Origin of the sequence: Sphingomonas cynarae (assembly GCF_039537815.1) — a bacterium.
Lineage (GTDB): Bacteria > Pseudomonadota > Alphaproteobacteria > Sphingomonadales > Sphingomonadaceae > Sphingomonas > Sphingomonas cynarae.
In genome coordinates this window covers 200,411-224,472 of sequence record NZ_BAABBF010000005.1, presented here as the reverse complement: position 1 = coordinate 224,472, position 24,062 = coordinate 200,411, and the positions used below count along the sequence as shown (strand labels likewise).

31 protein-coding genes and 1 tRNA gene are annotated in these 24,062 nt (G+C 61.7%); 13 read left to right on the top strand and 19 right to left on the bottom strand.

What is annotated here, in order from left to right; translation table 11 throughout:
• Positions 1-29 precede the first annotated feature (29 nt).
• Positions 30-662, bottom strand: coding sequence for a (d)CMP kinase (gene cmk / locus ABD719_RS12255; protein WP_344693669.1), 633 nt, complete (start codon positions 660-662; stop codon positions 30-32).
• Positions 659-2,002 (bottom strand): 3-phosphoshikimate 1-carboxyvinyltransferase, encoded by a 1,344-nt coding sequence (gene aroA / locus ABD719_RS12250; RefSeq protein ID WP_344693668.1) that lies wholly within the window; start codon positions 2,000-2,002, stop codon positions 659-661. Before aroA ends, cmk begins: the two co-directional genes overlap by 4 nt.
• A gap of 107 nt (positions 2,003-2,109) precedes the next feature.
• Here aroA and ABD719_RS12245 point away from each other — a divergent pair, with 107 nt between their 5' ends.
• The 3 genes from ABD719_RS12245 to ABD719_RS12235 all read left to right on the top strand — a co-directional run bounded on the left by ABD719_RS12245 (position 2,110) and on the right by ABD719_RS12235 (position 3,464).
• Entirely contained in the window at positions 2,110-2,433 is a 324-nt protein-coding gene (locus ABD719_RS12245) for a TIGR02300 family protein (protein WP_192126856.1), read from the top strand.
• Positions 2,434-2,524: 91 nt separating this feature from the next.
• Positions 2,525-2,600 (top strand) — tRNA-Ala (locus ABD719_RS12240).
• A gap of 198 nt (positions 2,601-2,798) precedes the next feature.
• Positions 2,799-3,464: a helix-turn-helix domain-containing protein gene (locus ABD719_RS12235; RefSeq protein ID WP_344693666.1), complete on the top strand. Its 666-nt coding sequence runs from the start codon at positions 2,799-2,801 to the stop codon at positions 3,462-3,464.
• A gap of 387 nt (positions 3,465-3,851) precedes the next feature.
• Here ABD719_RS12235 and ABD719_RS12230 read toward each other — a convergent pair whose 3' ends face one another.
• On the bottom strand, positions 3,852-4,238 hold the full coding sequence (locus tag ABD719_RS12230) for a Rap1a/Tai family immunity protein (protein ID WP_344693665.1): 387 nt from the start codon (positions 4,236-4,238) through the stop codon (positions 3,852-3,854).
• Between the two features lie 93 nt (positions 4,239-4,331).
• Between ABD719_RS12230 and ABD719_RS12225 the strand changes: the two genes are divergently transcribed.
• Complete coding sequence (locus ABD719_RS12225; protein ID WP_425567167.1) at positions 4,332-4,922, top strand: FxDxF family PEP-CTERM protein; 591 nt, start codon at positions 4,332-4,334, stop codon at positions 4,920-4,922.
• Positions 4,923-5,033: 111 nt separating this feature from the next.
• Here ABD719_RS12225 and ABD719_RS12220 read toward each other — a convergent pair whose 3' ends face one another.
• The 3 genes from ABD719_RS12220 to ABD719_RS12210 are packed head-to-tail and all read right to left on the bottom strand — an operon-like array spanning position 5,034 to position 8,123.
• Complete coding sequence (locus ABD719_RS12220; protein WP_344693663.1) at positions 5,034-5,162, bottom strand: DUF4113 domain-containing protein; 129 nt, start codon at positions 5,160-5,162, stop codon at positions 5,034-5,036.
• A gap of 22 nt (positions 5,163-5,184) precedes the next feature.
• Positions 5,185-7,527, bottom strand: coding sequence for a putative bifunctional diguanylate cyclase/phosphodiesterase (locus ABD719_RS12215; protein ID WP_344693662.1), 2,343 nt, complete (start codon positions 7,525-7,527; stop codon positions 5,185-5,187).
• Entirely contained in the window at positions 7,524-8,123 is a 600-nt protein-coding gene (locus tag ABD719_RS12210; RefSeq protein WP_344693661.1) for a cupredoxin domain-containing protein, read from the bottom strand. The genes ABD719_RS12215 and ABD719_RS12210 overlap by 4 nt, the downstream gene beginning before the upstream one ends.
• An 88-nt stretch (positions 8,124-8,211) precedes the next feature.
• Between ABD719_RS12210 and ABD719_RS12205 the strand changes: the two genes are divergently transcribed.
• Both ABD719_RS12205 and ABD719_RS12200 read left to right on the top strand, forming a co-directional pair.
• Entirely contained in the window at positions 8,212-9,114 is a 903-nt protein-coding gene (locus ABD719_RS12205) for a DUF3034 family protein (protein WP_344693660.1), read from the top strand.
• Positions 9,115-9,142: 28 nt separating this feature from the next.
• Positions 9,143-9,631 carry a group I truncated hemoglobin gene (locus ABD719_RS12200; RefSeq protein WP_344693659.1) on the top strand — a complete coding sequence of 163 codons (489 nt, stop codon included), beginning with the start codon at positions 9,143-9,145 and terminating at the stop codon, positions 9,629-9,631.
• Here ABD719_RS12200 and ABD719_RS12195 read toward each other — a convergent pair.
• The 3 genes from ABD719_RS12195 to ABD719_RS12185 are packed head-to-tail and all read right to left on the bottom strand — an operon-like array spanning position 9,514 to position 10,684.
• Positions 9,514-10,005, bottom strand: coding sequence for a Y-family DNA polymerase (locus tag ABD719_RS12195; RefSeq protein ID WP_344693658.1), 492 nt, complete (start codon positions 10,003-10,005; stop codon positions 9,514-9,516). The two genes, ABD719_RS12200 and ABD719_RS12195, sit on opposite strands and share 118 nt — an antisense overlap.
• Positions 10,002-10,481 carry a LexA family protein gene (locus ABD719_RS12190; protein ID WP_344693657.1) on the bottom strand — a complete coding sequence of 160 codons (480 nt, stop codon included), beginning with the start codon at positions 10,479-10,481 and terminating at the stop codon, positions 10,002-10,004. Before ABD719_RS12190 ends, ABD719_RS12195 begins: the two co-directional genes overlap by 4 nt.
• Positions 10,481-10,684 carry a hypothetical protein gene (locus ABD719_RS12185; protein WP_344693656.1) on the bottom strand — a complete coding sequence of 68 codons (204 nt, stop codon included), beginning with the start codon at positions 10,682-10,684 and terminating at the stop codon, positions 10,481-10,483. Before ABD719_RS12185 ends, ABD719_RS12190 begins: the two co-directional genes overlap by 1 nt.
• A 134-nt stretch (positions 10,685-10,818) precedes the next feature.
• On the opposite strand from ABD719_RS12185, the gene ABD719_RS12180 reads away from it, so the two are divergent.
• From ABD719_RS12180 to ABD719_RS12170, 3 genes are all read left to right on the top strand, one after another.
• Positions 10,819-11,052 (top strand): hypothetical protein, encoded by a 234-nt coding sequence (locus tag ABD719_RS12180; protein WP_344693655.1) that lies wholly within the window; start codon positions 10,819-10,821, stop codon positions 11,050-11,052.
• 647 nt (positions 11,053-11,699) lie between these two features.
• Positions 11,700-13,784 (top strand): hypothetical protein, encoded by a 2,085-nt coding sequence (locus ABD719_RS12175; RefSeq protein ID WP_344693654.1) that lies wholly within the window; start codon positions 11,700-11,702, stop codon positions 13,782-13,784.
• Positions 13,781-14,890, top strand: coding sequence for a BREX system ATP-binding domain-containing protein (locus ABD719_RS12170; protein ID WP_344693653.1), 1,110 nt, complete (start codon positions 13,781-13,783; stop codon positions 14,888-14,890). Before ABD719_RS12175 ends, ABD719_RS12170 begins: the two co-directional genes overlap by 4 nt.
• Before the next feature lie 50 nt (positions 14,891-14,940).
• Here ABD719_RS12170 and ABD719_RS12165 read toward each other — a convergent pair whose 3' ends face one another.
• From ABD719_RS12165 to ABD719_RS12150, 4 genes are all read right to left on the bottom strand, one after another.
• On the bottom strand, positions 14,941-15,435 hold the full coding sequence (locus ABD719_RS12165) for a hypothetical protein (RefSeq protein ID WP_344693652.1): 495 nt from the start codon (positions 15,433-15,435) through the stop codon (positions 14,941-14,943).
• A 76-nt stretch (positions 15,436-15,511) separates the two neighbouring features.
• Complete coding sequence (locus ABD719_RS12160) at positions 15,512-15,664, bottom strand: hypothetical protein (protein WP_344693651.1); 153 nt, start codon at positions 15,662-15,664, stop codon at positions 15,512-15,514.
• 110 nt (positions 15,665-15,774) lie between these two features.
• Positions 15,775-16,017: a hypothetical protein gene (locus ABD719_RS12155; RefSeq protein ID WP_344693649.1), complete on the bottom strand. Its 243-nt coding sequence runs from the start codon at positions 16,015-16,017 to the stop codon at positions 15,775-15,777.
• A 1-nt stretch (position 16,018) separates the two neighbouring features.
• Positions 16,019-16,147, bottom strand: a complete 129-nt coding sequence (locus ABD719_RS12150) for a hypothetical protein (protein ID WP_344693647.1) — start codon at positions 16,145-16,147, stop codon at positions 16,019-16,021.
• Between the two features lie 144 nt (positions 16,148-16,291).
• Between ABD719_RS12150 and ABD719_RS12145 the strand changes: the two genes are divergently transcribed.
• Entirely contained in the window at positions 16,292-16,480 is a 189-nt protein-coding gene (locus ABD719_RS12145) for a hypothetical protein (protein ID WP_344693646.1), read from the top strand.
• Positions 16,481-16,515: 35 nt separating this feature from the next.
• On the opposite strand, the gene ABD719_RS12140 is transcribed toward ABD719_RS12145, so the two are convergent.
• From ABD719_RS12140 to ABD719_RS12125, 4 genes are read right to left on the bottom strand one after another with little or no spacing between them, the layout of a single operon-like run.
• Positions 16,516-17,664 carry a hypothetical protein gene (locus tag ABD719_RS12140; protein ID WP_344693644.1) on the bottom strand — a complete coding sequence of 383 codons (1,149 nt, stop codon included), beginning with the start codon at positions 17,662-17,664 and terminating at the stop codon, positions 16,516-16,518.
• A 2-nt stretch (positions 17,665-17,666) separates the two neighbouring features.
• On the bottom strand, positions 17,667-18,101 hold the full coding sequence (locus tag ABD719_RS12135) for a hypothetical protein (RefSeq protein ID WP_344693643.1): 435 nt from the start codon (positions 18,099-18,101) through the stop codon (positions 17,667-17,669).
• A gap of 2 nt (positions 18,102-18,103) precedes the next feature.
• The gene (locus tag ABD719_RS12130; RefSeq protein ID WP_344693641.1) at positions 18,104-18,328 is read right to left on the bottom strand and encodes a hypothetical protein; all 225 of its coding nucleotides are present in this window, start codon (positions 18,326-18,328) and stop codon (positions 18,104-18,106) included.
• The gene (locus ABD719_RS12125; protein WP_344693640.1) at positions 18,325-18,627 is read right to left on the bottom strand and encodes a hypothetical protein; all 303 of its coding nucleotides are present in this window, start codon (positions 18,625-18,627) and stop codon (positions 18,325-18,327) included. Before ABD719_RS12125 ends, ABD719_RS12130 begins: the two co-directional genes overlap by 4 nt.
• Positions 18,628-18,793: 166 nt before the next feature.
• On the opposite strand from ABD719_RS12125, the gene ABD719_RS12120 reads away from it, so the two are divergent.
• Positions 18,794-19,054: an XRE family transcriptional regulator gene (locus ABD719_RS12120; RefSeq protein ID WP_344693639.1), complete on the top strand. Its 261-nt coding sequence runs from the start codon at positions 18,794-18,796 to the stop codon at positions 19,052-19,054.
• On the opposite strand, the gene ABD719_RS18710 is transcribed toward ABD719_RS12120, so the two are convergent.
• Positions 19,029-19,292 carry an HNH endonuclease gene (locus tag ABD719_RS18710; protein ID WP_425567166.1) on the bottom strand — a complete coding sequence of 88 codons (264 nt, stop codon included), beginning with the start codon at positions 19,290-19,292 and terminating at the stop codon, positions 19,029-19,031. The two genes, ABD719_RS12120 and ABD719_RS18710, sit on opposite strands and share 26 nt — an antisense overlap.
• Before the next feature lie 181 nt (positions 19,293-19,473).
• Here ABD719_RS18710 and ABD719_RS12115 point away from each other — a divergent pair, with 181 nt between their 5' ends.
• Both ABD719_RS12115 and ABD719_RS12110 read left to right on the top strand, forming a co-directional pair.
• Positions 19,474-21,003: a hypothetical protein gene (locus ABD719_RS12115; protein ID WP_344693638.1), complete on the top strand. Its 1,530-nt coding sequence runs from the start codon at positions 19,474-19,476 to the stop codon at positions 21,001-21,003.
• 2 nt (positions 21,004-21,005) lie between these two features.
• Positions 21,006-23,690, top strand: coding sequence for a tyrosine-type recombinase/integrase (locus ABD719_RS12110; RefSeq protein ID WP_344693637.1), 2,685 nt, complete (start codon positions 21,006-21,008; stop codon positions 23,688-23,690).
• Positions 23,691-23,784: 94 nt separating this feature from the next.
• Here the strand turns inward: ABD719_RS12110 and ABD719_RS12105 are convergent, their stop codons facing one another.
• Complete coding sequence (locus ABD719_RS12105; RefSeq protein ID WP_344693636.1) at positions 23,785-24,060, bottom strand: hypothetical protein; 276 nt, start codon at positions 24,058-24,060, stop codon at positions 23,785-23,787.
• Between the last annotated feature and the right edge of the window lie 2 nt (positions 24,061-24,062).

Here is a 24,062-nt window from a genome sequence, read left to right as displayed (position 1 = left end):
TTGAAACAAATGAAATCAACAAGTAATCGTTAACCAATATAAGTAACTCTTCGCTGTTCGACCAGTTCGATCGCCCGCTGAACAGAGGCGTCGACGGACAGAAAGCTGGTATCGAGGATGACTGCGTCGGCGGCCTGCACCAGCGGCGCGGCGGACCGACCGGCATCGCGCAGATCGCGGGCGCGGATGTCGGCCAGCACCCTGTCGAAGCTGAGCATCGATCCCCGCGCCTGCAATTCGGCATGGCGACGACGCGCACGGATTTGCGGGGTAGCCCGGACGAACAGCTTGGCTTCGGCATCAGGCGCGATCACCGTGCCGATATCGCGTCCATCCAGAATAGCACCTCCGGGTTGCGCCGCAAAACGCCTCTGTCGCTGGAGCAGCGAAGCCCGGACCAGCGGATGGGCCGACACGATCGAGGCCAACTGCCCGATATCATCCTCCCGCAGCAGGGGATCGGTCAACATATCCTGGTCGAAGTCACAGGCGGCCACCGCATCGGCCTCGATCGTCGGGTCCAGTGCCAACCGCTGCACCGTCGCGGCCACGGCGCGGTAAAGCAGTCCCGTATCCATATTCGGCAAACCATAATGCCGCGCCAGCGCACGTGCGATCGTTCCCTTCCCACTCGCCGCAGGACCATCGACGGCAATGATCACGCATCCGCTCCCGTGATTCCGGCCAGTCGATCAAGCGACATAAAGAATCGGGGATAGCTGGTGGCCACCGGGGCTGCGTCATCGATCGTAACGGCGCGAGCAGCGTGCAGACCGGCAACGACCATGCTCATCGCGATTCGATGATCCAGCTTGGACGCGATCGTCGCTCCGCCCGGTATCGCGTCGCCGCCGGAACCGTCGATCGACAGCCCGTCTTCATGTTCCGTCACCGCGACGCCGCACGCCGACAGCGCTGCGGCCATCGTCGCAATACGATCCGATTCTTTGACGCGCAGTTCGTGGGCACCACGTGCGATCGTCCGGCCCGTCGCAAATGCAGCCGCCACGAAAAGCACCGGATATTCGTCGATCATGCTCGGCGCCAGATCGGGCGGGACCTCGATCGCGGTCAGGGGCGCGTGCCGGACGCGCAGATCGGCCACCGGCTCGCCGCCAACGGTGCGGCCATCCAGTTCGACGATATCGGCACCCATCATCCGCAATGCGGCGATTACGCCGGTACGCGTCGGATTGAGCCCGACGTTGCGCACGATCATGTCCGATCCCGGTACGATCGACGCCGCCACCAGCCAGAAGGCCGCGGACGACGGATCACCGGGAACGGTGATCGCCTGCGGCTTTAATTCCGCTTCGCCATGGATGCTGATGATGCGACCGGCCGGCGAGGATTCGACCGTCAGCGTCGCCCCGAAGCCCGCCAGCATCCGTTCCGAATGATCGCGGGTGGGTATTGGCTCGATCACCCGGGTAATGCCCGGCGTGTTGAGTCCCGCGAGCAGGATTGCGGACTTCACCTGCGCGGAGGCGATCGGCAGCGTATACTCGATGGGAACGGCCGGGGTGATACCGCGCAGCATTAGCGGCAATCGGCCACCGGGCGATGCGGTGATAGCAGCCCCCATCCGTTCCAGCGGTTCGATCACCCGCCCCATCGGCCGGCCCGACAGGGATGCGTCGCCGATGAAGGTCGCGGTGATCAGGTGACTGGCAACAAGGCCCATCAGCAAGCGGGTAGATGTGCCCGAATTGCCCATATCGAGCGCTGTGGCGGGTTGCAGCAGGCCACCCACCCCTACGCCGTCAACCTGCCAGCTGCCATCCGCCTGCCGTTCGATCCGTGCGCCCATCGCGCGCATCGCCGCTGCGGTGGCCAGCACGTCCTCTCCTTCCAGCAGACCGTCAATCCGGCTGGTGCCGACCGCCAAAGCGGACAACATCAACGAACGATGGCTGATCGATTTATCGCCGGGCACCGTGATCGTGCCGGTCAGCGGGCCACGGGCAGTGACCCGATACGGTTGGGATGGAGCATGGGACATGGGAGGCGCGCTTTGACACCGCCCCCCTGCTATGGCAAGGCGCAGCCACGTCACGGACGAGGGGCCACCTTCGGCCGCGTCTACCAATTCCGAAAGGCACGAACGGCATGATTAAGCCGGAATGGGGCACGAAGCGTACGTGTCCGAAATGCGCAACGCGCTTCTACGATCTCGCCAAGGACGATCCCGTCACCTGCATCAATTGCGGGTATGCGTGGGAGCCCGAACCAATTCTGAAATCCAAGCAGCCCCTGCCCTTTGAGCAGGCGAAGCCCGATCAGGCCAAGCCCGACGCGGACTTGGAAGGTGATGACGAGGATATCGAAGCGATCACCGGCGAGGACGAAGAGCCCTCGGCCGACGACGAGGTCGATCTGGGCGGTGACGACGATCTTGGTGTAGAAGCGCCCACCGAAGACGACGATCATTGATCTGAGAAAATAAAAAAGCTGGCAGGCGGTGGAAACGCCGCTTGCCAAGCACTCGGAGGCCCGCTAGTTGGGCCGCCTTCCCGAGACGGATGGGGCCGTAGCTCAGCTGGGAGAGCGCTGCAATGGCATTGCAGAGGTCAGGGGTTCGATCCCCCTCGGCTCCACCATTCGGTTCCGCATAAGTCGTTGTAAACGCTGCGGAATATCGTGTTGGCGATATTGTGTGTCCCACACGGTGTCCCTCACCTTTCCTTACACGTCAGTGTACCTCGGTGATCGTCAGTGATCCGAGGGATAGGTCGTAGGTTTATTTTTACGCCTTCACGGGCATGGCATCCGCTCACGATGCTGTGCTGGGAATCTGCGTGACTGCCTTCCGACCGATCTCGCCCCACGCGGCGATTCAAATCCTTGATGCTGCCGACATAGGCGCTGATCTGCATCGTCTTCTTGCCAACCTCGCCATGGCAGGTCTGGTGAAGGGATATGCACGCCTGATCGAGGGCGAGACCGCCGGTCAGCCACGAACAGAGGTCCGGGACAGTCGAATCGATCGCGGCATCTGGCGACGGATCGTCGCAGAGGACCGAATCGCGGCCGTATATGAAGAGGCTTCGGTCCACCTCGACGATGATGGCGATGGGAATCGTGTTAGCGTCATCGGTATCCGCTTCGATGCCACCTCGGTGAACCGGGCGGCCGCAGAGCATGGCGCGGTGCCGGCAGCAGCACCGGCGCCTATCGTGACGCATATCGTCCCGCCTGCAAAGAAGTCTCGACCGGCCCCCTCCCCGGCCTACGATCAATCTGTGCCGTTCACTGTCGTCGACGCACCGGTTGTCTCGGCCGGGCGCCAGCGTGCGGTACTTGATCCCGGCACGGTCGCCTTATCGATCCAAGAGACCGCCGACGTCCTTGGCGTCTCCAAGGGGACGGTTAACAATCTCATCAACCAAGGGAAACTGACCAGCAAGAAGATCGGTCGGCGCACCTTGGTGCAAGCCGATAGCGTCCGGGCCTTCCTCGCCTAACTATCACTATGCCGCCGATCACCACGCGGGCAATCGCATTGCTGGTAGGATGGAGCTGGCTTAAGTTGCGGCATGGCTGCCTTCGACGATTCCATCGATCCTGAACTTGGCGCAGCGTGCAACCGCCTCGCCGCCTGGGTCGAGCCCCTGCCCGCTGGTGCGGTGATCGACGACCGGAGTGGGCTTACCGAGCGGGATTTGGCGCTAATCCTTCGCCATCTCCATGCGACGCGACAGGACGGCGCGAACCACACATCAGACGCCGGGGATTCTTCGAGATCACCCGGCCGGCCCTCCGTCCCTATCACCGCGCGGGATTGAGCACCGTCAGCGGCCCTCTTCGTGCTATCACGGATAAATCACACTGTTTCAGGCGCGCCGCAGTCACTAGCGATTGGTGGCGCACTCTGGCCATCTGCTGGCCAGGGCATTGCGGACCGCAATCGCAGCGGATTCTTTCCGCATGAGGGGATTAGCCTGAAGCCAAGCGACAACGACCTGTTGCACCTCGCCCTGATTGACCGTCATCGGCACACAAATCGGCCGGTTGCGGCCGGTCCTTGATGCTCGGTACATATCCGTCACGCCGATGATGTAGGCTCGGCACACGGCACCGTTGGGCGACTGCGGCGGCGATGAGCAATGATACTCCAGAAGGTTGTCCCCGGTGTAGAACGACGGAGTAGGGGTCATGACGACCATCGGCGCACTAGCCTGCGTCGCCATCAAAATCACCGATGCCATCCAGCTCGAAATCACGTCGCCTGCTCCCATCAAATCGCCAATAATTCATCTGAGCGGCAAAGTAGTTCACCCACAATTGTTAATGCAAGCGCAACTATCTCGAACGTTCTGACGTAGCTCAGGATGCCGATGATCCCGCAAATTGCGGCTGATCGGCGGGGAGCAAATATGAAAAAGATTGCGCTTGGCATCATGGCACTCGCTGTCGTCGCTTCCGCCCCAGCATCAGCGGCGGTATTCAATTTTACATTCGATACGACGAGTACGCTATTCGGCGGCCCCAATCAGACGATCAGGGGCACCTTCACAACGACAGACACGGCCGTAGATCGTTTTGGATTCACAGGTCTCGCCATCACCGGCATCTCTGGCACTATCAATGGCACTGCAATCAGCGGCCTATTCGATGCGCCCGGTAATCCAACCTATTACTATCTCACGTCAGGGCCTACGTTCCTCGACGGTAGCGGCGTTCGTTTCAACGCGGGCGATGCAACGAACATTGCATTCTTTCATCAGGATGGCGTCGCCTCGGACACGTACCGCGTGAATGGGAACGGCACCATTTCTGCGTTCGGACCAGCCACCTCAAGCCCGGCCGCGGTCGCGGTCGTGCCCGAACCCGCCACTTGGGCGATGATGCTGGTGGGCTTCGGTATGATCGGCGCAACCGCTCGCTATCGTCGTCGGGCCGCTAAGATCGCTTACGCCTGATTCTCCCATGTCCCAGGCGTGAGTGAGGGGGTCGTTGATCGAAAGGTCAGCGGCCCTTTTCGTACCGCCTCACCCGGCTCGCACTGTCGGCACCTCGTTAATGCTGGTCGTCTACGCTGGCGGCCGCATCTCAGACCGCAACTTCCACTCCCGCTTGAACCCCTGCGAGGCGGTTACCGCGGTCCACTTGCCGAACCGCCCGTTGATGTCGTCGAGCGCGTCCATGAGCCGCGCCCGCATCCTGGTATCGTTTCAACGCGGATCAGGCGGCGTAGGCGAGCTTGGCGGGCAGCAATTGCTGAATGGCGGCAATTTCGACCGGGCGGCTGAACAGATAGCCCTGGATATTGTCGCAGCCTTCTCCGCGCAGGCAGGCGAGCTGGGAATCGTCTTCAACCCCTTCCGCGGTGATCTCCATGTGCAGCGCGGCGGCAAGGTCGACGATCGCGCGGACGATCGCCGCGCTGCTGGGATCGGCGGCGACCCCAGTGATGAAGGACCGGTCGATCTTGATCTTGTCGAACGGGAAACTGCGCAGATAGCTCAGCGAGGAATAACCGGTGCCGAAATCGTCGAGCGCCACGCGCACGCCCATCGCCCGCAACTGATGCAGCATATTCAGCACATTATCCTCGCCATCAAGGAACACCGATTCGGTGATCTCGATCTCCAGCCGTGCAGGCGGCAGGCCGCTGCGCGACAGGGCCTGCAACACGATCGCCAGGAACCCTGGACTGCGGAACTGGATCGGCGACACGTTGATCGCGATGCGGACATGATCAGGCCAACCGGCCGCGACGCGGCACGCCTCGTGGAACACCCATTCGCCAATGCCCATGATGAGCCCGGTCTCCTCCGCGACCGGAATGAACTGCACTGGCGACACCTCGCCCCGGATTGGATGATTCCAGCGGAGCAGCGCCTCGAACCCGCCGACGCGGTCTGCCTTGAGGTTGTAGATCGGCTGGAAGTTGAGCCGGAACTGCCCGGTCATCAATGCTTCGCGCAGGTCCAGTTCCAGCTGCCGCCGCTGCCGCGCGGCGATATCGAGCGCTTCCTCGAAGAAACGGAACACGCCGCGGCCGTCGCGCTTGGCGCGGTACAGCGCCAGATCGGCGTTCTTGAGCAACTGGTCGGCCTCGCCCTGGGTGGCGTGCGACTGCGCGATGCCGATACTGAAGCCGGTAGCGATCTGGTGGCCAGCCGCCTCGACCGGCCGGCCAGTGGCGTCCAGCACCGCCTGCGCCAGCTCGCGGGGGCGATCGGGATTGTACTGACCGGCCAGGATGATCGCGAACTCATCGCCGCCCAGCCGAGATACCAGACCGTCTGGCGCGAGGCGCAGCAACAGCTCGCCGAGCGCACAGAGCAGCGCATCACCGACCGGATGGCCGAGCGTGTCGTTAACGCCCTTGAACCCGTCGAGGTCGAGGCACAGCACCGCCAGTTGCTCGCCCGTGCGGCTGGTGCGTGCCAGCCCCTGATCCAGCGCCTCCCGGAACGACGCCCGGTTAGGCAAGCCGGTGAGCGTGTCGTGAAAGGCGAGGTGAGTGATCTGGTTTTCGCGGTCGATGATTCCCTGCGACATGCGGTTGAAGCTGTGTGCCAGCCGCCCGATTTCATCGTCGCCAGTGACCGCCACTTCGGTCCGCGCGCCCTCCTCCAGATGGCGCGCCGCCGCATCGAGCGCGTGCAGGGGCTGGGTGATCGTGCGCGCGAGGCGCAGGCTGCCGAACACCATCAGCGCGATCCCGATCAGCCCCGCCACGCCCAGGCCAATCTGGAGCGGACGATAGGGAGCCAGTGCCGCCCGCAACGGATAACGGATCAACAGCGCCGCGGCGGCCTGGCCGCCCGGCCCCGCCAGCGGCTTCGCGATCGCGAAGGCGTGGCCATCGGGCAGGTTCAGCGTCGCGAGCGGCCGCCCGGTTCGGGATGCCTCGACCAGCTCGCCCAGTTGGCGGCCGGGCGGGATCGATCCGTCCGCGGCGGCCCAAGTCCCCCGATCGCCGCGATAGAGCATCGTTGCGGTAAGCGGAATGGCGGACAGCCGCTCCAGACCGCGCATCTCCGGATCGTCCAGCGGAAGCGCCAGCACCACCGATCCGATCTGCATCGGCGCCATCACCGGCGACACGACGACGCGGTAGATGCGGTTTTGTGACACCAGCACCGCATCGCGACTCCGCCCCTGCATCTGATCGGGCAAGTGCGCGATCGCATCGGCGAGCGGCCCCACTGCGCCGATCACGCGGCCATCCGCCTCAATCAGCATGGCATGGTCGACGCCGGCCCGGTCCCGCAGCGTGGCAAGTGCCGACTCGATTGTTGCCCGGTCGCCGGTGCCGACCGCGGTGCGAAAGCCGAAGTCGTGCGCCAACACGTCGACCGTGCCGGTCAGCGTCTTCGCGCGCAGCGCCCACAGACCGTCGTACACGCTACCGCTGGCGACAAGCTCGGCCGACACCGAGGATTGCGCGTGGGCGCGGATCATGACTTGCGCGGTCACCGCCAGCACCAGCAGCGCGGCGGCGAACATGCCGGTGTAGAGGACCGCCAGCCGCCCCCTCAGCGTCCGGAACCGAATGGCGCCAAGCCGCATCATCGCTGGATCGTCAGTGTCGTGGCATAGCCGGCGGGAGGCACCACCGCCGGTTTCGACAAGGTGTTGCCGCTATTGCGGATCGAGGGCGACCAGAGCCGCAGCGTCACGTTACCAGCCGGCACGTCGGGGATCGACACCCGGCCCTGCGCGTCGGTCTTCGCATAGAGCGGCGTCGCGGTGATGATGACGAAGCCGCTCATCGAATCATGGATATTGCAGCCGAGCGCGACGACGCCGGCGGTGTCGAAGGTGATGCTACGATGATCCTCGCGGCCGTACAGTTTCAGGTCGAACCGCTTGGCCTTGGAGAAGGAATAGACGTGGTGGCGCACCGTATCTCGGTTGGGGAAGGTGACCTGTGCGCCGACCGGCACGACCAGGACGTGCGGCTGGAACGCGATCTGCTTCTGCTCGATCGCGTAGGGGCCATGCGGCACCGCGCGGGGGGCGGCGGCGCTTTCGATCATCACGACGCCGTCGGTCAGCGGGGCGCCATCGGGCTGACGGACGGTGACCGTCACCGTCGCCGCATGGGCAGCGGCGGGAAGCGCCAGCGGGAGGATCGACAGGACGGCGAACAGGGGAAGGGCGCGCATGGATCACCTGATAGGAGACAGGTGCTTGTGAATTGATAAAGGCGGCGATCATCAGGTCTTTACCGCTGGTCGGGCATAATGCCGGGAGATGAGCGATCCCCTACCCTCAAGCCGTTTGACGTGCCACGCTACCCTTGGCCTGATCGCCGCCACGCTGACGATCGCCATACCCGCACACGCGGCGGAGCGCCGGGGCGGCGGCAAGCTGTTGCTGACCAATGGCGTATCATCGATCGACGGCGCGGCTGGCGGCGGGTTGGCGAGCTGGGCGGTGATCGCGGGCAACGAGACCGAGGATGGCATCGGCGGCACCGCGCACGTCACCTATATCACGCTGCCCGACTTCACCGTCAGGAGCGCCGGTGCGGCAATCGGGATATCTGACCGGATTGAACTGTCCTTCGCCGATCAGCGCTTCGGTACCGGCAAGGTGGGGGCCGCGCTGGGGCTCGGGCGTGGGTTCACCTTCGGCCAGCAGATCTGGGGCGCCAAGCTCAGGCTGGCAGGGGATGCGGTGTGGGCGCAGGACACGATCGTCCCCCAGATCGCGGCGGGGGTGCAGTACAAGCAGGCCCGGCGCGCGCCGGTGCTGAATGCGGTCGGCGCGGCGCGGGCGAAGAATCTCGATCTCTATCTGGCCGCTACCAAGCTCTATCTGGCGCAAGGGCTGCTGGTAAACGCGACGGTGCGGCTGACGCGCGCCAATCAACTAGGTCTGCTGGGCTTCGGCGGCCCCCGCCAGAACGGGCGCAGCGCGCAGTTCGAGGGATCGATCGGTAAAATGCTGTCCCGCAGGCTGGTCATCGGGGCGGAGTATCGCACGAAGCCCGACAATCTCGCCTTTGCGCAGGAGGATGACGCATACGACGTTTTCTTTGCTTGGGCCGTGCAACGAAACGTGTCGCTGACCGTCGCCTATGTCGATCTCGGCGATATCGCGACTAGGCGCAACCAGCGCGGTCTGTTCGTCTCCCTGCAAGGGGGCTTCTGATCTTGCAGTTTGAATCAAGGACGACAGGATGATCGCCTTCCTCATGGCCGCATTGCTCCAGATCGCGCCATCGCCCGGCGAGGAGCCGGTGGCACCCTATGTGCAGTCGGACGCCAATGCCGGGGCAACCCCCTTCGGCGACAGGACGACGTGGCAGGCCTTTCACGAAGAGGCGGGTGTTGCACGGATTGTCGATGGACTTGTTACCCGCAACGTCGCCGATCCACGGATCAGCGACATCTTCAAGGGGCAGGATCTGGTTCGTCTTCGCCGGACGCTCAAGGAGCAGTTCTGCTACATTTTGGCAGGAGGGTGCCATTACAGCGGCCGCGACATGCGCAGTGCACACGCCGATATGGGCGTGCAGGATGCCGACATGGCAGCGCTCGTCGAGAACCTTCAGGCCGCGATGCGGGAGGAAGGGGTGAACTTCGCAGCGCAGAACCGCCTGCTTGCCAAGCTCGCGCCGATGCGCCGCGACGTCGTTAAGATACGGAGTAGCCAGGGCATTCGATAGCCGGGCACGTCATGGGACACCCGGTCTCGGTTAACGAAGCTGGCGAGATCGAGGAAGATCTCGTCGATCGAGTAGATCTCGACATCACGAGCGAACGCCTCACAGGCGGCCAGCACCCGGCGCTGCATGTCGCCATAGAGGGTGTAATTCGACGACAGGACGCGGATGCCATGCGCCCGCACCTTGTCGCGCAGGTGGTGGATGGGATCACCCATCTTGATCCCCAGCGCCTTCGCCTCCTGGCTGCGGGCGATCGCGCAGCCATCGTTGTTTGACAGGACGATCACCGGCACGCCAACGAGGCTGGCGTCGAAGGCGCGCTCGCAGCTGACATAGTAGTTGTTGCAGTCGATCAGCGCGATCGGCGCGATCATGCCATCTTGCGGGCGACGCCTACCACCACACCCCAAATCTGGACGTGCTCGTCGACGAGAATATCAGCAAAGCCCTCCGCCTCCGGAACCAGCCAATGCCGGCCATCGACATAGCGGAGCCGCTTCAGGGTGCGGTCACCGTGGACCAGCGCCACCACGATCATCCCCGCCCGCGGCTCCTTGGCCCGGTTGACGACGATCAGGTCACCGTCATTGATCCCCACCCCCGACATCGACCGGCCTTCGACCCGCATGATGTAGCTGGCCGCGGGATGCTCGACGAGCCAGGCACCGAGATCGATCGGCTCCTGCATGTCGTCCTGCGCGGGCGATGGAAAGCCGGCCGGCGTGTCGCACAGGAAAAACGGCACCTCGCGCGGCACCAGTTCGAACGGTACGTCGTGGAGGGTCAGCGCGGACACAGCGCGGCGTGAAGAGACGATGCTGAGGCGGGGCCTGCCGGTGCGGGTCATCATCACAGGATCGCTGGGAGCGGCAGTTGCTGGTTTGGTGCGGTCAGCACGGCGCGGGCGTCCTGCGCGGCCCCGACCGCTTGGCGGTAATGGACCGTGCCGTACCGCTCCGCCTCATCGAACCCGATCGGCGCCCATTCCTCTGACGGATAGACGTTCTGGTAGAGGGCACGGGCAGCCGCGCGCAGTTGCAGGTCATGCTGCATTGGGTCCTCCAGCGATGTCGATCACCGCAGGGCGGCGCGGGCATAGCTAGGCCGATCACGGCTTGATTCGCAAGAACGTTGCTAGAACAAAACCGGGATGCCATGAGTACGGCCTTGGAAACGAAGGGCCTGCCATGACCGATCACGACGACCATCCCGAGACGCAGATGCCGTTCGGACACTGGCTGCTGACCCAGCGCGACCGGGGCGATTGGGTCGATGGCATCGCTGATGCGGCGCGGGCTGACCGGACGTTTCCGAGGAACGGCGATCCTGAAGCGGTGCGTGCCCACCTTCGCAAGCAGCAGGCCGATGGTGATGCCTTTGCCGCAGTCGATGACGCTGAAGGCGACTGTATGGCAGGCTGAAACGCTAGCCCCCAACCTACGGGTAAAACCCCGGTCGAATTAAAGCGCTCTGTTCGGCAGATTGGTACGGTTGTGCCGCCGGTTACAGGTACGGCCGCTCCTCACTTAGTATGGCGGTGAAGATAATTCGCGTTGCTCAGGTGCCTCGTTTATGTGCTAGCCTCCATTGAAACAAGGATCGGGGGATCGATGGGCGCGGATACATCGGCAAAGTTGAAGCTGTCTGTATGGAGAGACTTCAACCCTAGTCGCGCATTAATACAGTGGAGACAGGAGTCATCAGAGGTTCATCTCTTGTCCGCGGACAGAGATCTCCAGCAGGAGGTTTATTCATGGCAGATGAAAGAGGACCCTTTCGGAGGAGTCCCAGATGACGCTATCCGCGCCAACCTCCACGCGTTGCTCATGGAAAGATTTGCCTCTTCGAAATCACCTAGCGATCGTCGGGTCGACCTTCTTCAGGATTTCATAAGTGAAGCTAAGCGTGTGGTTCGCGATGGACAAAGCGAATGGACCGGGAGTCAGGCCGCTCCCGACGACGATGAAGACGCGCCTTACATGCTCAATCCGCTGCTTGCACTGGCGCTTCATCTAGATTGGTTGCGTGCATCATTCTCCGGACAGCCAGGGATATCGGTTTCCATACGATGACATTAAAACTCACGACACCCCGTGAAGCCGAATCCCTCATCGCACGGATGTTTCTTGCCGGCGGACCCTGTTCGGTTGAGGTACGGGAAGATAAGGCATTTGGAGATCGGGGCTGGCTAAATTTAGGACAGATTAATCTCTTCACTGCAAATGGCACAAATGATCAGATGGAATGCGGCGTCCGTCGCGGGTCATTTGATTGGGACGTGCCTGAATTATCCGTAGTAAAGTCTGAACTCGCTATACTATTGAATGTCGCCGTTGACACAAAAAACGAACCGAAACTTCGAAGGGCTCTTGATGCAATTGCAGCGATCTCGGTGCGATCCGGATTGCAACATCCAAAGTTTGATCCCTACGCATTCGAAAACCTGCCTTTTCGAAGGTCAATGACCGTAGTGGCTGACACATCAGGTGCAATCCAAGGTGGCCTCGATTTTGTCGCACGTTATCTTCACCCGGCTGCGCGTGTGAAAGTGCCGGGAATTGTCCAAATGGAGATCGTAAATTTTGCGGACCGTTTCCTTAGCGGTCGTCGCGCAGCAAAAATCCGCCCAGCAGATTTGCTTATTGATCATTTAATGAGTCAAGGCGGACAACGCGTTTTACTTCGCTTAGAACTACAAGCAGAGACAGAGATTGAACGAACTTTTTTATTGGGAGATCCGCTACGGAGCGCCTTTCAGGTTGATGGTGACAATGATCTTCGTGAACTCAATCTAAGCGTGGCAGTGCGGGGCTACGCTGATCGATTGATACTTGAGTCAGCTCGGCAGCATCGCGCGCAAGCGAATCACGGCCATCAAGTACAGCTTCTAACTAGCGATCAAGGTCTAGCGCGAATGGCAATGGCCGAAGGCATAACCCCACTTTTTTTTGGATCTGTGCAAGCTGCCGATTTCTTCGGCCGGCGATTAACAGGGGCAACGCTCAATCCTTTCACGGGCAACTTAGATGAACTTTCGTTGTCATCGCTCTTGTGGGAGGCGGCAACAGCATTTGGATCAGCTAGGTTATGCAGCCAAGATGGTTCGCAATGCTTGAAAATTGCAGCTATTGGCGAGGGCTTGTCTTGGTCGCCATACCAGTCTCACGCTGATCTGCTTTGGTGTGATGATACGACCGTTCCTGAATGGCCTAGCGCTGAACCAAAGCCAAAGCCTGCCAAGGTTGCTCCAGATGCGGTAATTTCAGAGGCACCTAGAACTCGAATAAAAGCCGAACCCAAGGTAAAAGCGAAAGTTGCCGACGCAAAGGTGGCAACGCCAATAAGCGTGCCTGCCGGGGCGAAGCGGCCACCCTCTTCCTCAATGCCACGAATAAATGTTGGGACGGCGTTTCGTCTCATTGACGAGCTAGATAATCGACAAAATTTTACTGGTGATGACGCCGTCATTGTAGCTCAAACAAAAAATAAAATGGCTTTAGAAGATTATCGTCGATTTCTCCTGAATGCCAACCTCATTGCATTTGACTCCAATGGCTGGCGTGCAAATGCGGCGACGCAAGAGTTTGCCATAGCCCTACGACATGAGGATGTGGCGAAAGTGCGTTCAATGCTTTTGGCATCTCCGGCATATTCAATGCTGAGTACTAGGTTGGCGGGCGTTCCGATCGGTCAGACATGGGATCCAGCAGAATATAATCGGGCGCTAACAACCTCTAGAACATTTGCTGAGGTCACAAACATCGCTATGAACATAGCCGGTGAAGGAATCTATCCTACGCCTTCAAATCCGACGGCATTGGATTTTGCATCAATCGCTCTGGCTCGCTACGCGGAACTTGATCGCGGTGATGGTCTCGTAGCAGCCGGTGCTTGGCTCGAGTCACTCGTTCGAATGGACGGGATACATCCAGAGATCGCTCGAACACGCCTGGGGGAGGCGAACGCGGCGGGGATGCTGCGACGCACGACCGAAGGCAGCACGACGGATACACGTTTTGAAGACCACACGTTTCATGCCTTGCGCGTGGTTGACGGAAGCCCGGTCGTGCGCCCAGTTCATTTGTACCGAGGCGACTACCTGATCCCGGGGAAGTCGAGTACGAGCCTGCGAATTGAAGGGCAGCCGGCATGAGCTTGAGGGACAAACTTAAATCCAAGGACGGCAAACCGAAGGATCTCGGCCTCTTTAAGAGGTTCGGCATCCTTACGAATCCGTTCCCGTCTTCTAGTCAAAGTGCGAACAATCCACATCGTCGGTTGCCGGTCGATGATGATGCGGAGGCGCGCATTGTGAGCTTCCTGAGGGATGGCAAGTCCCAAGTCGTCGTGATCGAGGGCACTCAAGGAGTGGGCAAGACAAACTTCCTTAGCCATTTTGAAGCGGAAATTCAGGATGTGCTAAGCGATCAAGAGGGATATTATGTTGTTCGCTATCTGGCGGACCCTGAAGCCTCGTTTGACGGCACTATTCGTCGGCTTTTTCAAGAGCTAGGCACAGAGCATCTCGACCGATTGGCGGCCAAAATCCGTGAAGATTTGTCGCTGATGCGTGCAGCTCGAAATATTGATTTTCGTAGCGCATTGACAAGTTTGGTATCTGACGAATCTGATAGCAGATCAGATTTGATGATGGAGTGGCTGCTAGGGTTGCGTCTACTTAAGGCCCATCGAGAGCAATTAGGTGTTCAATTTAGACTTGACACCGTCGAGTCAAAAACAGCAGCTTTACGTGACTTAGTTTTAGTAAGCAGTGAAGCTGGTATATTGAAAGGAATTTTCCTTCTTTTAGACGAGCTGGAAAAACAGGACGGCGTTTTAGGCCCGACCGCCGTTGTCAGGTATCTATCGGCTATGCGCGCGATCATTGACTCTCTTCCAAATCATTTATTTATGATGCTGGCAGTTACCCCGGATGCCATGCGGCGCTACTCAGTAGCTCTCCCTGCGTTTAGAAGTCGGCTTCAGAACCAAATTACGCTTAGCCCTTTGTCAGATGTTGATGAAGCCCTACAACTTGCTCAATTCTACTTGAATTCCGCAAAGGCTGACGCTGACGCCAAAAAAGTTCGTGGGACAAAAGGTGGTCAGGAAGATATTGTCACTAAAACAGAGGCGCGGGAAGCGTTTGAGCATCTCCGTAAATTAGCTGATCGTCGCGGTGATGTTGGCGTACGCCAGCGAGAGTATCTGCATCAGCTACATCGAATCGCTGAAGACGCAATACAGGATCGGTTGTGACGGGCGGCGTGTGCTATGTACGGTAATCAAGCTAGCATTTATGCACTGTCTTATGAAACAAACATCGCCTCCACGATCGCCTGCATCAGCACGCCCCGCGGCACCGGCACGCTGACCGACGTGTAGCCTGCGTTCTTCGCCCGGCGCTGCCCGTACAGCCCGATCCACTGCCGTCCATGCTGGCGCCACGCCCGCTGAAGCGACGGCACGGGCAACAGTACGCAGGTAGCAGCGGGCGCATAGGCATAGGCGATGAAGTCGCACGCCAGCGGCTTTTGCACCCAGCCCGGTGACCGCGCCCGCTCGTTCGACCACCGCTCCAGCAGAACGTCAGGCCAGTCTTCGGTCCTGATCTTCTCGTCCACAGTATAGGTCCGCCCGCAGGCCAACGTCAGCAGCCGGTCGATGCCGCCACGCTGCGCCCAGCCATCATGCTCGACCGCGACGGCAGACATCAGAGTCGGGAAGGCGCGGCGGTAGATCGGCACCCACCAGTCGGGACCATATTGAGCGGCCACGTCGTGGCTGTCCTGGAAGCGGTGCACGCGTCTGGCCGCCGCCGGCCGACGATCACGGGCAGGCGGCGGCGCATGGGATACCGACCGAGCGGGGGCAGGAAGGTTAGTCGAGGGTGTTCTCCTGATCGTGGGTGTCTTCGTCGTCACCACCGCATTCGTGGTCGGGATCACCGTCGATCTCGTCCATGCGGTCGATCATGCGGGTGGTGAGCCGGGCCAGTTCGGCACGCGGCAGCGACGGGATCGCGGCGAACATGCCGGTCACTGAAGCGAGGTCATCAGGTCGGACCCAGCGGCGGCGGCGCGAACGGGGCCAGGGACCGCGGGCGGGTGCCCATGGTGACGGCGTAACGGATAGCTGACCCATCATGCGTCTCCATTCTGCCGGCGTTCGATCGCGACGCGGATCGCCTCGGCGCGATCGGGATTACCGATGAGGGGCCGCATGACGCTGGCGAGATCGTCATAGTCGCAGTCCTCGACCACGAGCCACAGCTTGCGGCCGGAGGCGAGGGCATAGCCGCCGCCGATCTGGACGAGGGCTGCGAGCCATGCGGCGGCGTCGAAAGTGGGGGCAGCCTGAGCAACCTCGTGCATCTGGGTCGCCATGTCAGCTGCCCCACTTCTGTGGGGTGCGCCCGATCTGGAAGCCGATGTGCAGGCCGAACCATTGCAGCTGCACGAACCGCACAGGCCCCTCCCCGCCCGGCGTCATCGTCACCGCATCACTGCCCTCCATCCGCTCGACGTGGATCGTGCCCCAATCGTACCACGGCTCGACCGCAGCAACCGCGCGGCACAGCGCAGATATGCGGGTCGCGGGGGACTGAACGCTAGCACCGGACGTTCTGCCTGTCCCGACCCGTTTGTGCAGGAGAGCGACATGCCCGACCCGAACCCGAACGAATTCGACGATGCCGCAGACAAGTCCGTGGAAGCCGGTATCGCCGACGAGAGTGCGGCCTACGACAAGGCGATGAAGACCGAGCCGGGAAAGGATGCCCCGCCGTCGATCGACGAGGGTGATCCCCGGACGACCGACGATGGCAGCGGCACCAGCGAAACCGACTGACCCGACACAGCGCCGGGTAGGCTTGCCCCCGGCGCTCATCGGCCCTGCTCCGACAGGTTGATAGCGCCAATGCGGGCCATATCGGTCAGTAGATTGGTTAGTGGGTCCGGCGGCACATGGTCGAACAGGTCGATCATGGCACGCAGCCTCGTCGCTACGTCGTAAAGGCCGCGCAGCGGAAGCTCCGACAGCTTGCAGAACGCGTCCATCTCCCGCGTCGCCAACACGTCGACCTGTTCGTCGGACAGCCCCTTCGTGGTCAGGTCCTGGCGGACGGCCTGCCATTCCGCTTTGGCACGCCCCCATGCGGCGTCTGCCTCCGCAACCGGCGCTGGCACGATCAGCTGTTCGGACCCGATCTGCGCCAGCATCAGATCACACAGATAGCCCAGGCCAAAGTGGCGACGGGCATCGACGAGTGCCCGGATGGCGTCGGTATCAAGAACGTCCGCATTCTCGGCACAGGCCTGCACGAGGACGATCAGCTTGGCGACCGCTTCAGCCGGGGTCGCCGCTGTCCGGGAAATGATGACATTCTCAATGCCATTGAGCGCGTCGCAGTAATCCGACTCCTCCGCCTCGGTGGTGTGGTTGCCGTCCATCCAGGCGGCTACCGCGGCTCGCTGGACCAGCAGATCACCCATGGGAGCCGACGGGTCGAAGGTCAGCGGCGGCGCGACGTCTGCGGGATACCGGCTCGACATGAAGGGAATAGCGATGCTGGTGGTGGCCGGTGGCGTCGCGATCCGCTCGGCATCGGCCAGCAGCGTCGCGTTCCAGTCCATGCCACCGCCCATCTGATGATGCACGATGAAGGCCAGCTTTGCTCGGAGGTCAGCGGCTGTCGTCACCGGATGACGGCATACCACTAGCTGCGCCTCCGACGCCTGCTCGACGAGCCGATCGAAGTGATCGTTGACCGTGTCCCATTCGAGCTTCGCGGCTTCCTTAGCGGCTCCATCGCCTGCCTCGGCGTAGCGTCGGCCTGCCGGATCGAGCACCGTGCGCTGGTAGGCAAAATATGCCGCCTCCTTCTGCCCGGCCACAGTTAGAAGTGCCGCCATTTCGGCGCTGGTTCCATAGAACGACGTTCCGGTGGGGTGCTCAGCATCAGGGGTGCAGTCGAGTGCGGGAATGCTGGCGGCTGCGTCGGTGGGGGCATCGCAGTGGATAAGCGTGGCCATGTTCATGCCTCCCCACGCAACGTGGTGATGGCGGCGAACAGCATCTTCTCGTTCCAATCGAGGGCCGCACGCATCCGGGCCAGGGCAGCATAGTCGCCCTGCGTGACCAGCTTTTCGACCGTGCTGGAGGACGGTTCATAGTGCGACCAGCCGATCCATAGCTGCAACTCGGCCGTTCGGCGGGTGCGGAACGTCGAGGCGAGGATCGCGATCTCGGCGGCGTCGATGCGCCGCCAATAGGGCTCCTGCACCGCGTCATTGTCGAGAAAGCGTTCGTCCGCTTCGAGTTCACGGTAAGCGGCGCAGCGGTCCTGCCAGTGGCGCTCTACCTCGTCACGGGTGGTGGGGATCATCGCGGCAGCGCCACCGGCGGCTATAATGATGCTGGCTGACGCGGCACCGGTCAGCGCGGCGCGGCGGGTCATGGTGGTGTCCATGCTCATGCCTCCTGCGCCATGAGGCAGCCGTTGCCGGGATGCCGGGTGAACAGGCGCTCGCACGCGTCGGCGGCGATCACCGCCTCGATCGCCCGCTGCTGACGGGAATTGGTCGCACGGTGTTCACCAGCGAGGCTGCGGGCATAGCCGCCGGGGTTACCATAGCGGAGGTGGAGGCGAGCCTTCTCGACGGCGCGGGCGGTGGTCTTGCTCAGTGCCACGGTCACGCCTCCATCGCTTCGGCGAGGCTGTCGACGCGCGTCAGGCCAAGGTGCGGCTGAAACTGGTAGAAGCGGTTGGTGGACGGCTGCCACAGCGCCCAGATGTCCGGGCGGCCATCGCCGGGGGTCAGGACCCTCGCCTTGACGACGAGGCCCTTGATGAAGCCGACGTTGACGATCTGGTCGACTGCCCAGCGCTGCTTGGCGCGGGGGGTGGCGTGGCCGTTGTAGAGGTCGCCGCCGGCCGTGCGGGGCGCACGATACATGGGGTTGGCCGGACGCACGTGTGCCGGTAGTGTGTTCATAGCCATTATCGTTCTCCTAGAACGGTGGTGGTCAGACCGGGTTTGGAGGGCTCAATCTCCGCTCCCGGTCGTCACTGGTACTATCAGTACCATCGATTATATTCGTTCGCAAGCGTCCGCTGACGTTCGCCGTTCACCTATTTCCATTTGGTGGTATGTCGCCTCGATGCATCTGACCGCTGCCCAATGTCGCTCGGCCCGAGCGTATCTCGGATGGACTGCTGCTGATGTCGCTGCCGCGGCCGGCGTCGGCATCATGACGGTCAAACGGCTCGAAGGCGGGCAGCCTATGAATGCGGCATCGATCGACAAGATCGTCGCAGCTTTCGCGGCAGGCGGTGTTACCTTCATCACCGCCGGGGAGTCGTCCCCGGACGGTGGCGACGGTTTCCGCGTTACGGTTAGGAACTCCGCTGACGCGCGGTGACGATCGCCTTGATCTGCTGGTGGATCGTCACGTGACAGTCGACGCAGAGTGCCCGCATGAAGCGCCAATCGTATCGATCACGGTGGCGATGGGGCAGATCGTGATGGGCTTCTTGGGCAGGCCGCTGCCCGCACCGCTGGCACGTAGGATGGGCATCGAGGAACAGGCCGTTCCGCTTCTGTCGACTGTTTGGCTTGCTTGTGCGCGGCTTGCCGCGCCAAGGACGTGTGTTGCTCATTTCTATTTTCCTTTCCTGGGTTGATCCCACCCCCAGCTTTCGTCCTCCTGCTCTTCTCAAGGGCCCGCTTGGCCCGATCTCGACATCTCACTATGTCGATGCGCCGACGCGGCACGGGACAACGTAAACTGTCCGTCAAGCATCTAACCGTACCTAGAGCCCCTCCAGACTGGAGGTAGGCGTGGACAGGTTCGCGATCGGGGGCATAGCTGTGCGGCAGGTCCCCAGCGCGTTCCGGAACAAGCGTGTTCGGGAGGTGCATGCGCTGCCCTTGGGTTGGCGGCATCTCACGCAGGTCGACATTCATCAGATCAAGGCGCTGATCCGGCAGCAGGCGGCACCCGGTGCTGATCTTCGGTCGCTCGAATGCTGCCTGCTGCTGTGGTCATCGCTCACGACCGGGCGTCAACCTGCGGATTTGGTTAAGCTGACCTTGCGTCTCGCACCGAAGGGGGAGCGTCTGGCTGATCAATTGCCCGGTCTGATCCGCCGGCGGGGTCTTTGGGGATGGTGGCTGACGGCGGCAGCGCCCAGCGATCAGCGGCGGGACAAGGCCCATGTGCTTCCGCAGGCGGCCTGTCTGTATCTTCCCGCGACCCAGACGATCGCCCGGCTGGTGGAGAGATGCATTGCAGCCCGACGCACGTTGTCTTCGGGTCGCGATCATATGTCAGGCGCACGCCAGCCGCTGTTCACCATCGGCCCTGCGCTGATAGGTGACGTCACCGCCCTATTGGCGTCGCGTCATCCGGTTACCGGAGATCGCGCGCGTCGCGCCACGACCACGCCCGAGGCCCTCGCACGCTGGTTGCCAGCGGAGCTGACCGGAGCTCCCGGCGGCGACATAGTCCCCGCCTCCATCATCACCGGCAGCATTCCAACTATTGGCCGGAGCCAGTCGCACTATGGGGCTGTACCCCACCGAACGCTGGTCGATCGTTACAGGGGCGCTATTGAGGCGGTCGACGCGCTGTCGCACTATGATGTCCCCGGGGAAGCGCTATCTAGCCACCTCGGTGACAAGTTCACGCCCACCGATATCGCGGTAGCGGGCTTGATCCGGCGGTTGACCGAGGGACTGAACGATCCTGACGCAGACGCGGCGGAACGACATCTTGCGATGATGCGGTACACGGTCGCCCTCCTCTCGTTCGCGCTGGCTCACCGAGGCGATGCAGGCACGATGCCAAGCAAGGCACAGGTTCATGGTGAAACACGGCTCTGCTGGATCCGAGACAAGGTCATCCGCGGCAAGTCATCGCGTCGAATGGTCTGGGTATGTGATACGGCGTTCGATCAGCTCCAGCGCTACGATCATCATCTCGACCTGCTGCAGACAATCGTCTCACCGCCAGCTGCCTCGGCCATCAAGGCGCTACGCTGCGGCCGCAATGTAGCGCTATTCGATATGCGCGATGGCCGGGTCGAACATTGGTCTGTTGCCGACGCGGTCAAAGACACCATGCGCCAAGGTGGATTGGATAAGAACGCCGGGCGCCATTGGCTTCGTTCGAAACTGGTGGGACGGTGCAGTACCGAGACGCTACATGCTTTCTATGGTCACGGTCCCGTTGAGGACGGGAGTTGGGACAGCGGAAGCGCACTCGATCCCGCCGCCTATCGAGCGGACCTGGGACGCGTGCTTGATCCTGTGCTCAACGCTATTGACTGGATTCCGCGAAGCGTGGGCGAGCAGGTCCCGGTCGCATGAATATGATGGGGACCATCGTTGCCGAAACCGCGGAGCGAGGCTGCATCGAAGTCGAACGCCGAATGGGCGAAATGCTGTGGTCGGCGGTCCGTCATGGCGGATTGCTTGACCCAACGTGGTGGCATGCTTGGTCGATGGGTGTTCAATCGTCGATATCGATCGAGGGCCAGATCCTTGCCGTTGATATGCAACCGCCGCGTACCGAGGAGAAATCCAGTACATTGGGACGACGGTGGTTCGCTGATCCCCTCACCAAAATCCTGATCGCCAGGTGGCACCGGGACGGATTGATCTACGACGGTCGAACACCGGCTGCCGAATGCATGCTCCTCTCCGTCGGAGGCGACGAGGCCCATGACATTCTGAGCGGCAAGTTTCTACGTTCCGCTCGCAATGCCTGGGCATTCCGCCTGCCGGGGTTGATGCTTGCGTTCGCCAAGGGTGAGATCCCCAGCGAGTCCGTGCCGCGCCCGACATGGGAAAGGGCGCTGTACGGTTGTCACCGGCCTGTGGTTGACATGCCATCGCCCACCGTTGCCGAGACGAAGTATCCGAAACCGCCATTACGTCGATCGCTTGATGGCGAGCTTGCGGCATTGACGGTTCGAGAACGCGATTATCAGGCTGGGCGTGAAGCGAAGGTCGTACGAAAGGCAGCAGCCGTCCTCGCTATTAAACGCCTGCCGCCACAGCATCGCCCACTGGAGCAGTGCCTGCGCGAATGGTGCGTCTATGTCTTGGAGCGCGAAAAGCGGGGGCGCCATTCGATCGGGTACTCCCCCGATACGGTGGCCAGATATCTAAATGCCCTGATCCTGCTCTTTGCAGAGTGGACATCAGTCGCACCAATCGAAGCGCCAGTAGCGGAACTGGAAACAGCGATTATCAGGTATCTCGATCAGACGGAAGGACGCCGCCGCGTGGATGGCGTCAAGGCGGTCATATCATTCTTGCGGTTTCGACGTGCTGTGGGGTCGGCCGAGGCATTAGATATCGACCTGGATGAATACGCGGGAGAGGACCAGACTGCGCCCGATCTGCTCCTTCCCGAGGACTATACGCGCGCATCACGGGCCCTTCGCCAGCAAGGTAAAGCCGATCTCGCGCTGATGCTGACGCTGATGTACCGGGCTGGCCTGAGGGTAGCCGAGGCCGCCGCCCTGCGGGTTGGTGACGTGAACGTATCCGACCACCACATCGAATTGGTCGTCGAGACGAATCCTGCTCGATCGCTGAAGACCAAGACGAGCCGCCGGATACTGCCGCTGGATGTGCTGCTTGAACATGACGAGCGTCAGCTATTGCTCGACCGTGTCCGCGAGCGAAAGGCTGCCAGCCGGTTCGGCGTTGAAGCATGGCTGTTCGGCCGCGCAACGGCGCTATCGCCACCCGCCGAAAAGAATGTCACCAAGGGGATTGGGCAGTGCCTGATCGAGATCATCGGGTCATCCAACATAAAGCCAGGTCACCTACGGCACAGCTTCGCGTCATATTTGCTGGCCACGCTGTTACTGCCGGCCGAGGTTGAGGGCGCGGTCGTTCCGCGGGCCCTCAGAGCAGTGATCTCGCCTCTACGCTTCGAACGCGTTGCAGATCGACTGCTTGGACATGGTCGCCTCGGCGCTGGTGCGCTGCATGCGGTCAGCCAGCTCATGGGGCACACCGGGCCCCGCACCACGTTGCGATCTTACTGTCACCTGCTCGACATGTCCCTCGGCATCCTGTGCAACCGCCACGTATCGCTCGTGCCGATCGAAGAAGCACGCCTGCTCGCTGCGACGGGCGTCAGCGCTGAGGCACGTCGTAAGGCATTGTCGAGGGTGCGGCCCCCCTTCCCCGTGATCGCCGGTGACACCCATGTTCGGCCGACCGGTGCCGATGTCACCCTGTGGTCTCCACATGCCGCCCGAAAGATAGCGGATGCCCGGCTGTACGCCTCGGCGTTCAGCAGGCTGTCACGGCAGCTTGCCCGCGATCTGGCAGCAGATGTGACGAAAGCTGAGCCTCGTGGTTTCCAAGCCTCCGCCCAGAAGGCAGTCGAGGAAAAGCAGCGGAAGGAACGAAAGCGGCAAGTCGTTCACTGCGACCGCAGCTATGGGGTCCCGTGGCGGGCTATCGAAGCTGCCGTCATGACACCAGCGCTGGTCTCGACTGACGAATCTTCGACCAGAATGGTTGAGCGCTGGCGGACGAGTGCAGGACGATTGTTACCGACCACGATCGGGATCGTGACCGTGCTACCCACGTCGAACGAGCTTCGGCAGATGATCGACCGCCGTCTGCACCTGTCCCGCAATTTGCATCGAGCCGAACGGGTCGCACTGAACCAGGTCATCACTCGCTGGCAGCGTGGATATGCCGACATTCGCCTACCTCGGCTGCAGGATGCTCAGGCGTTCGTCAGCCTCCTCGTCGGCGTGATGGGCTTCGCTATGCAGGAAGTCGAGCTATCGCTCACCAGCGTGCATGGCCATGGGATGACGTCGGAGGACATTCATCGTTTTATGATCGATCGCACAGTTCGGCCCCGCCTTGCCGGTCGGTCAGGGTGGCGGGGGTCACTCGTTGTCCGGTTCCGTCCCGTTGGCGTCGAGCGACCCATCCTAGCGGCGCAAGCGTGTCGTATGGCATTGCTGATCCTGGCTATCGATCTCGATGCGCGTCGCCCGCTTACAAGCACCCTTTGAGCGCTAAGTCAGCTGCCAGCTATATTGGTGCGGCGCCGATGGAAGATATACGGTTAACTGTCCGGGGCCGCCGAGATGATAGCTTGCTGATCGGTCAGTGCACCGCCAGCGAAGGCGGGGGCATCGCAACAGCCATGAGGATTGCGAAAGCCCGCTCCATCAGCGAACACTGGCCCTCCACGGTGTCCAGGAGGTGTTCCTGCCCAAGCGGCATGACCAGATCGACCGCGACCCGCGCCGCCTCTTGCTCGCCACCGACGCCAACGATAGCGACGATATTATCCAGGGTGTGTTCCCGGTCGTTGATCGACAGATGGAGCATGCGCCTGAAGAAATCCGAAGTTAGGCCGGGTGGGAGCATATCGATCATAC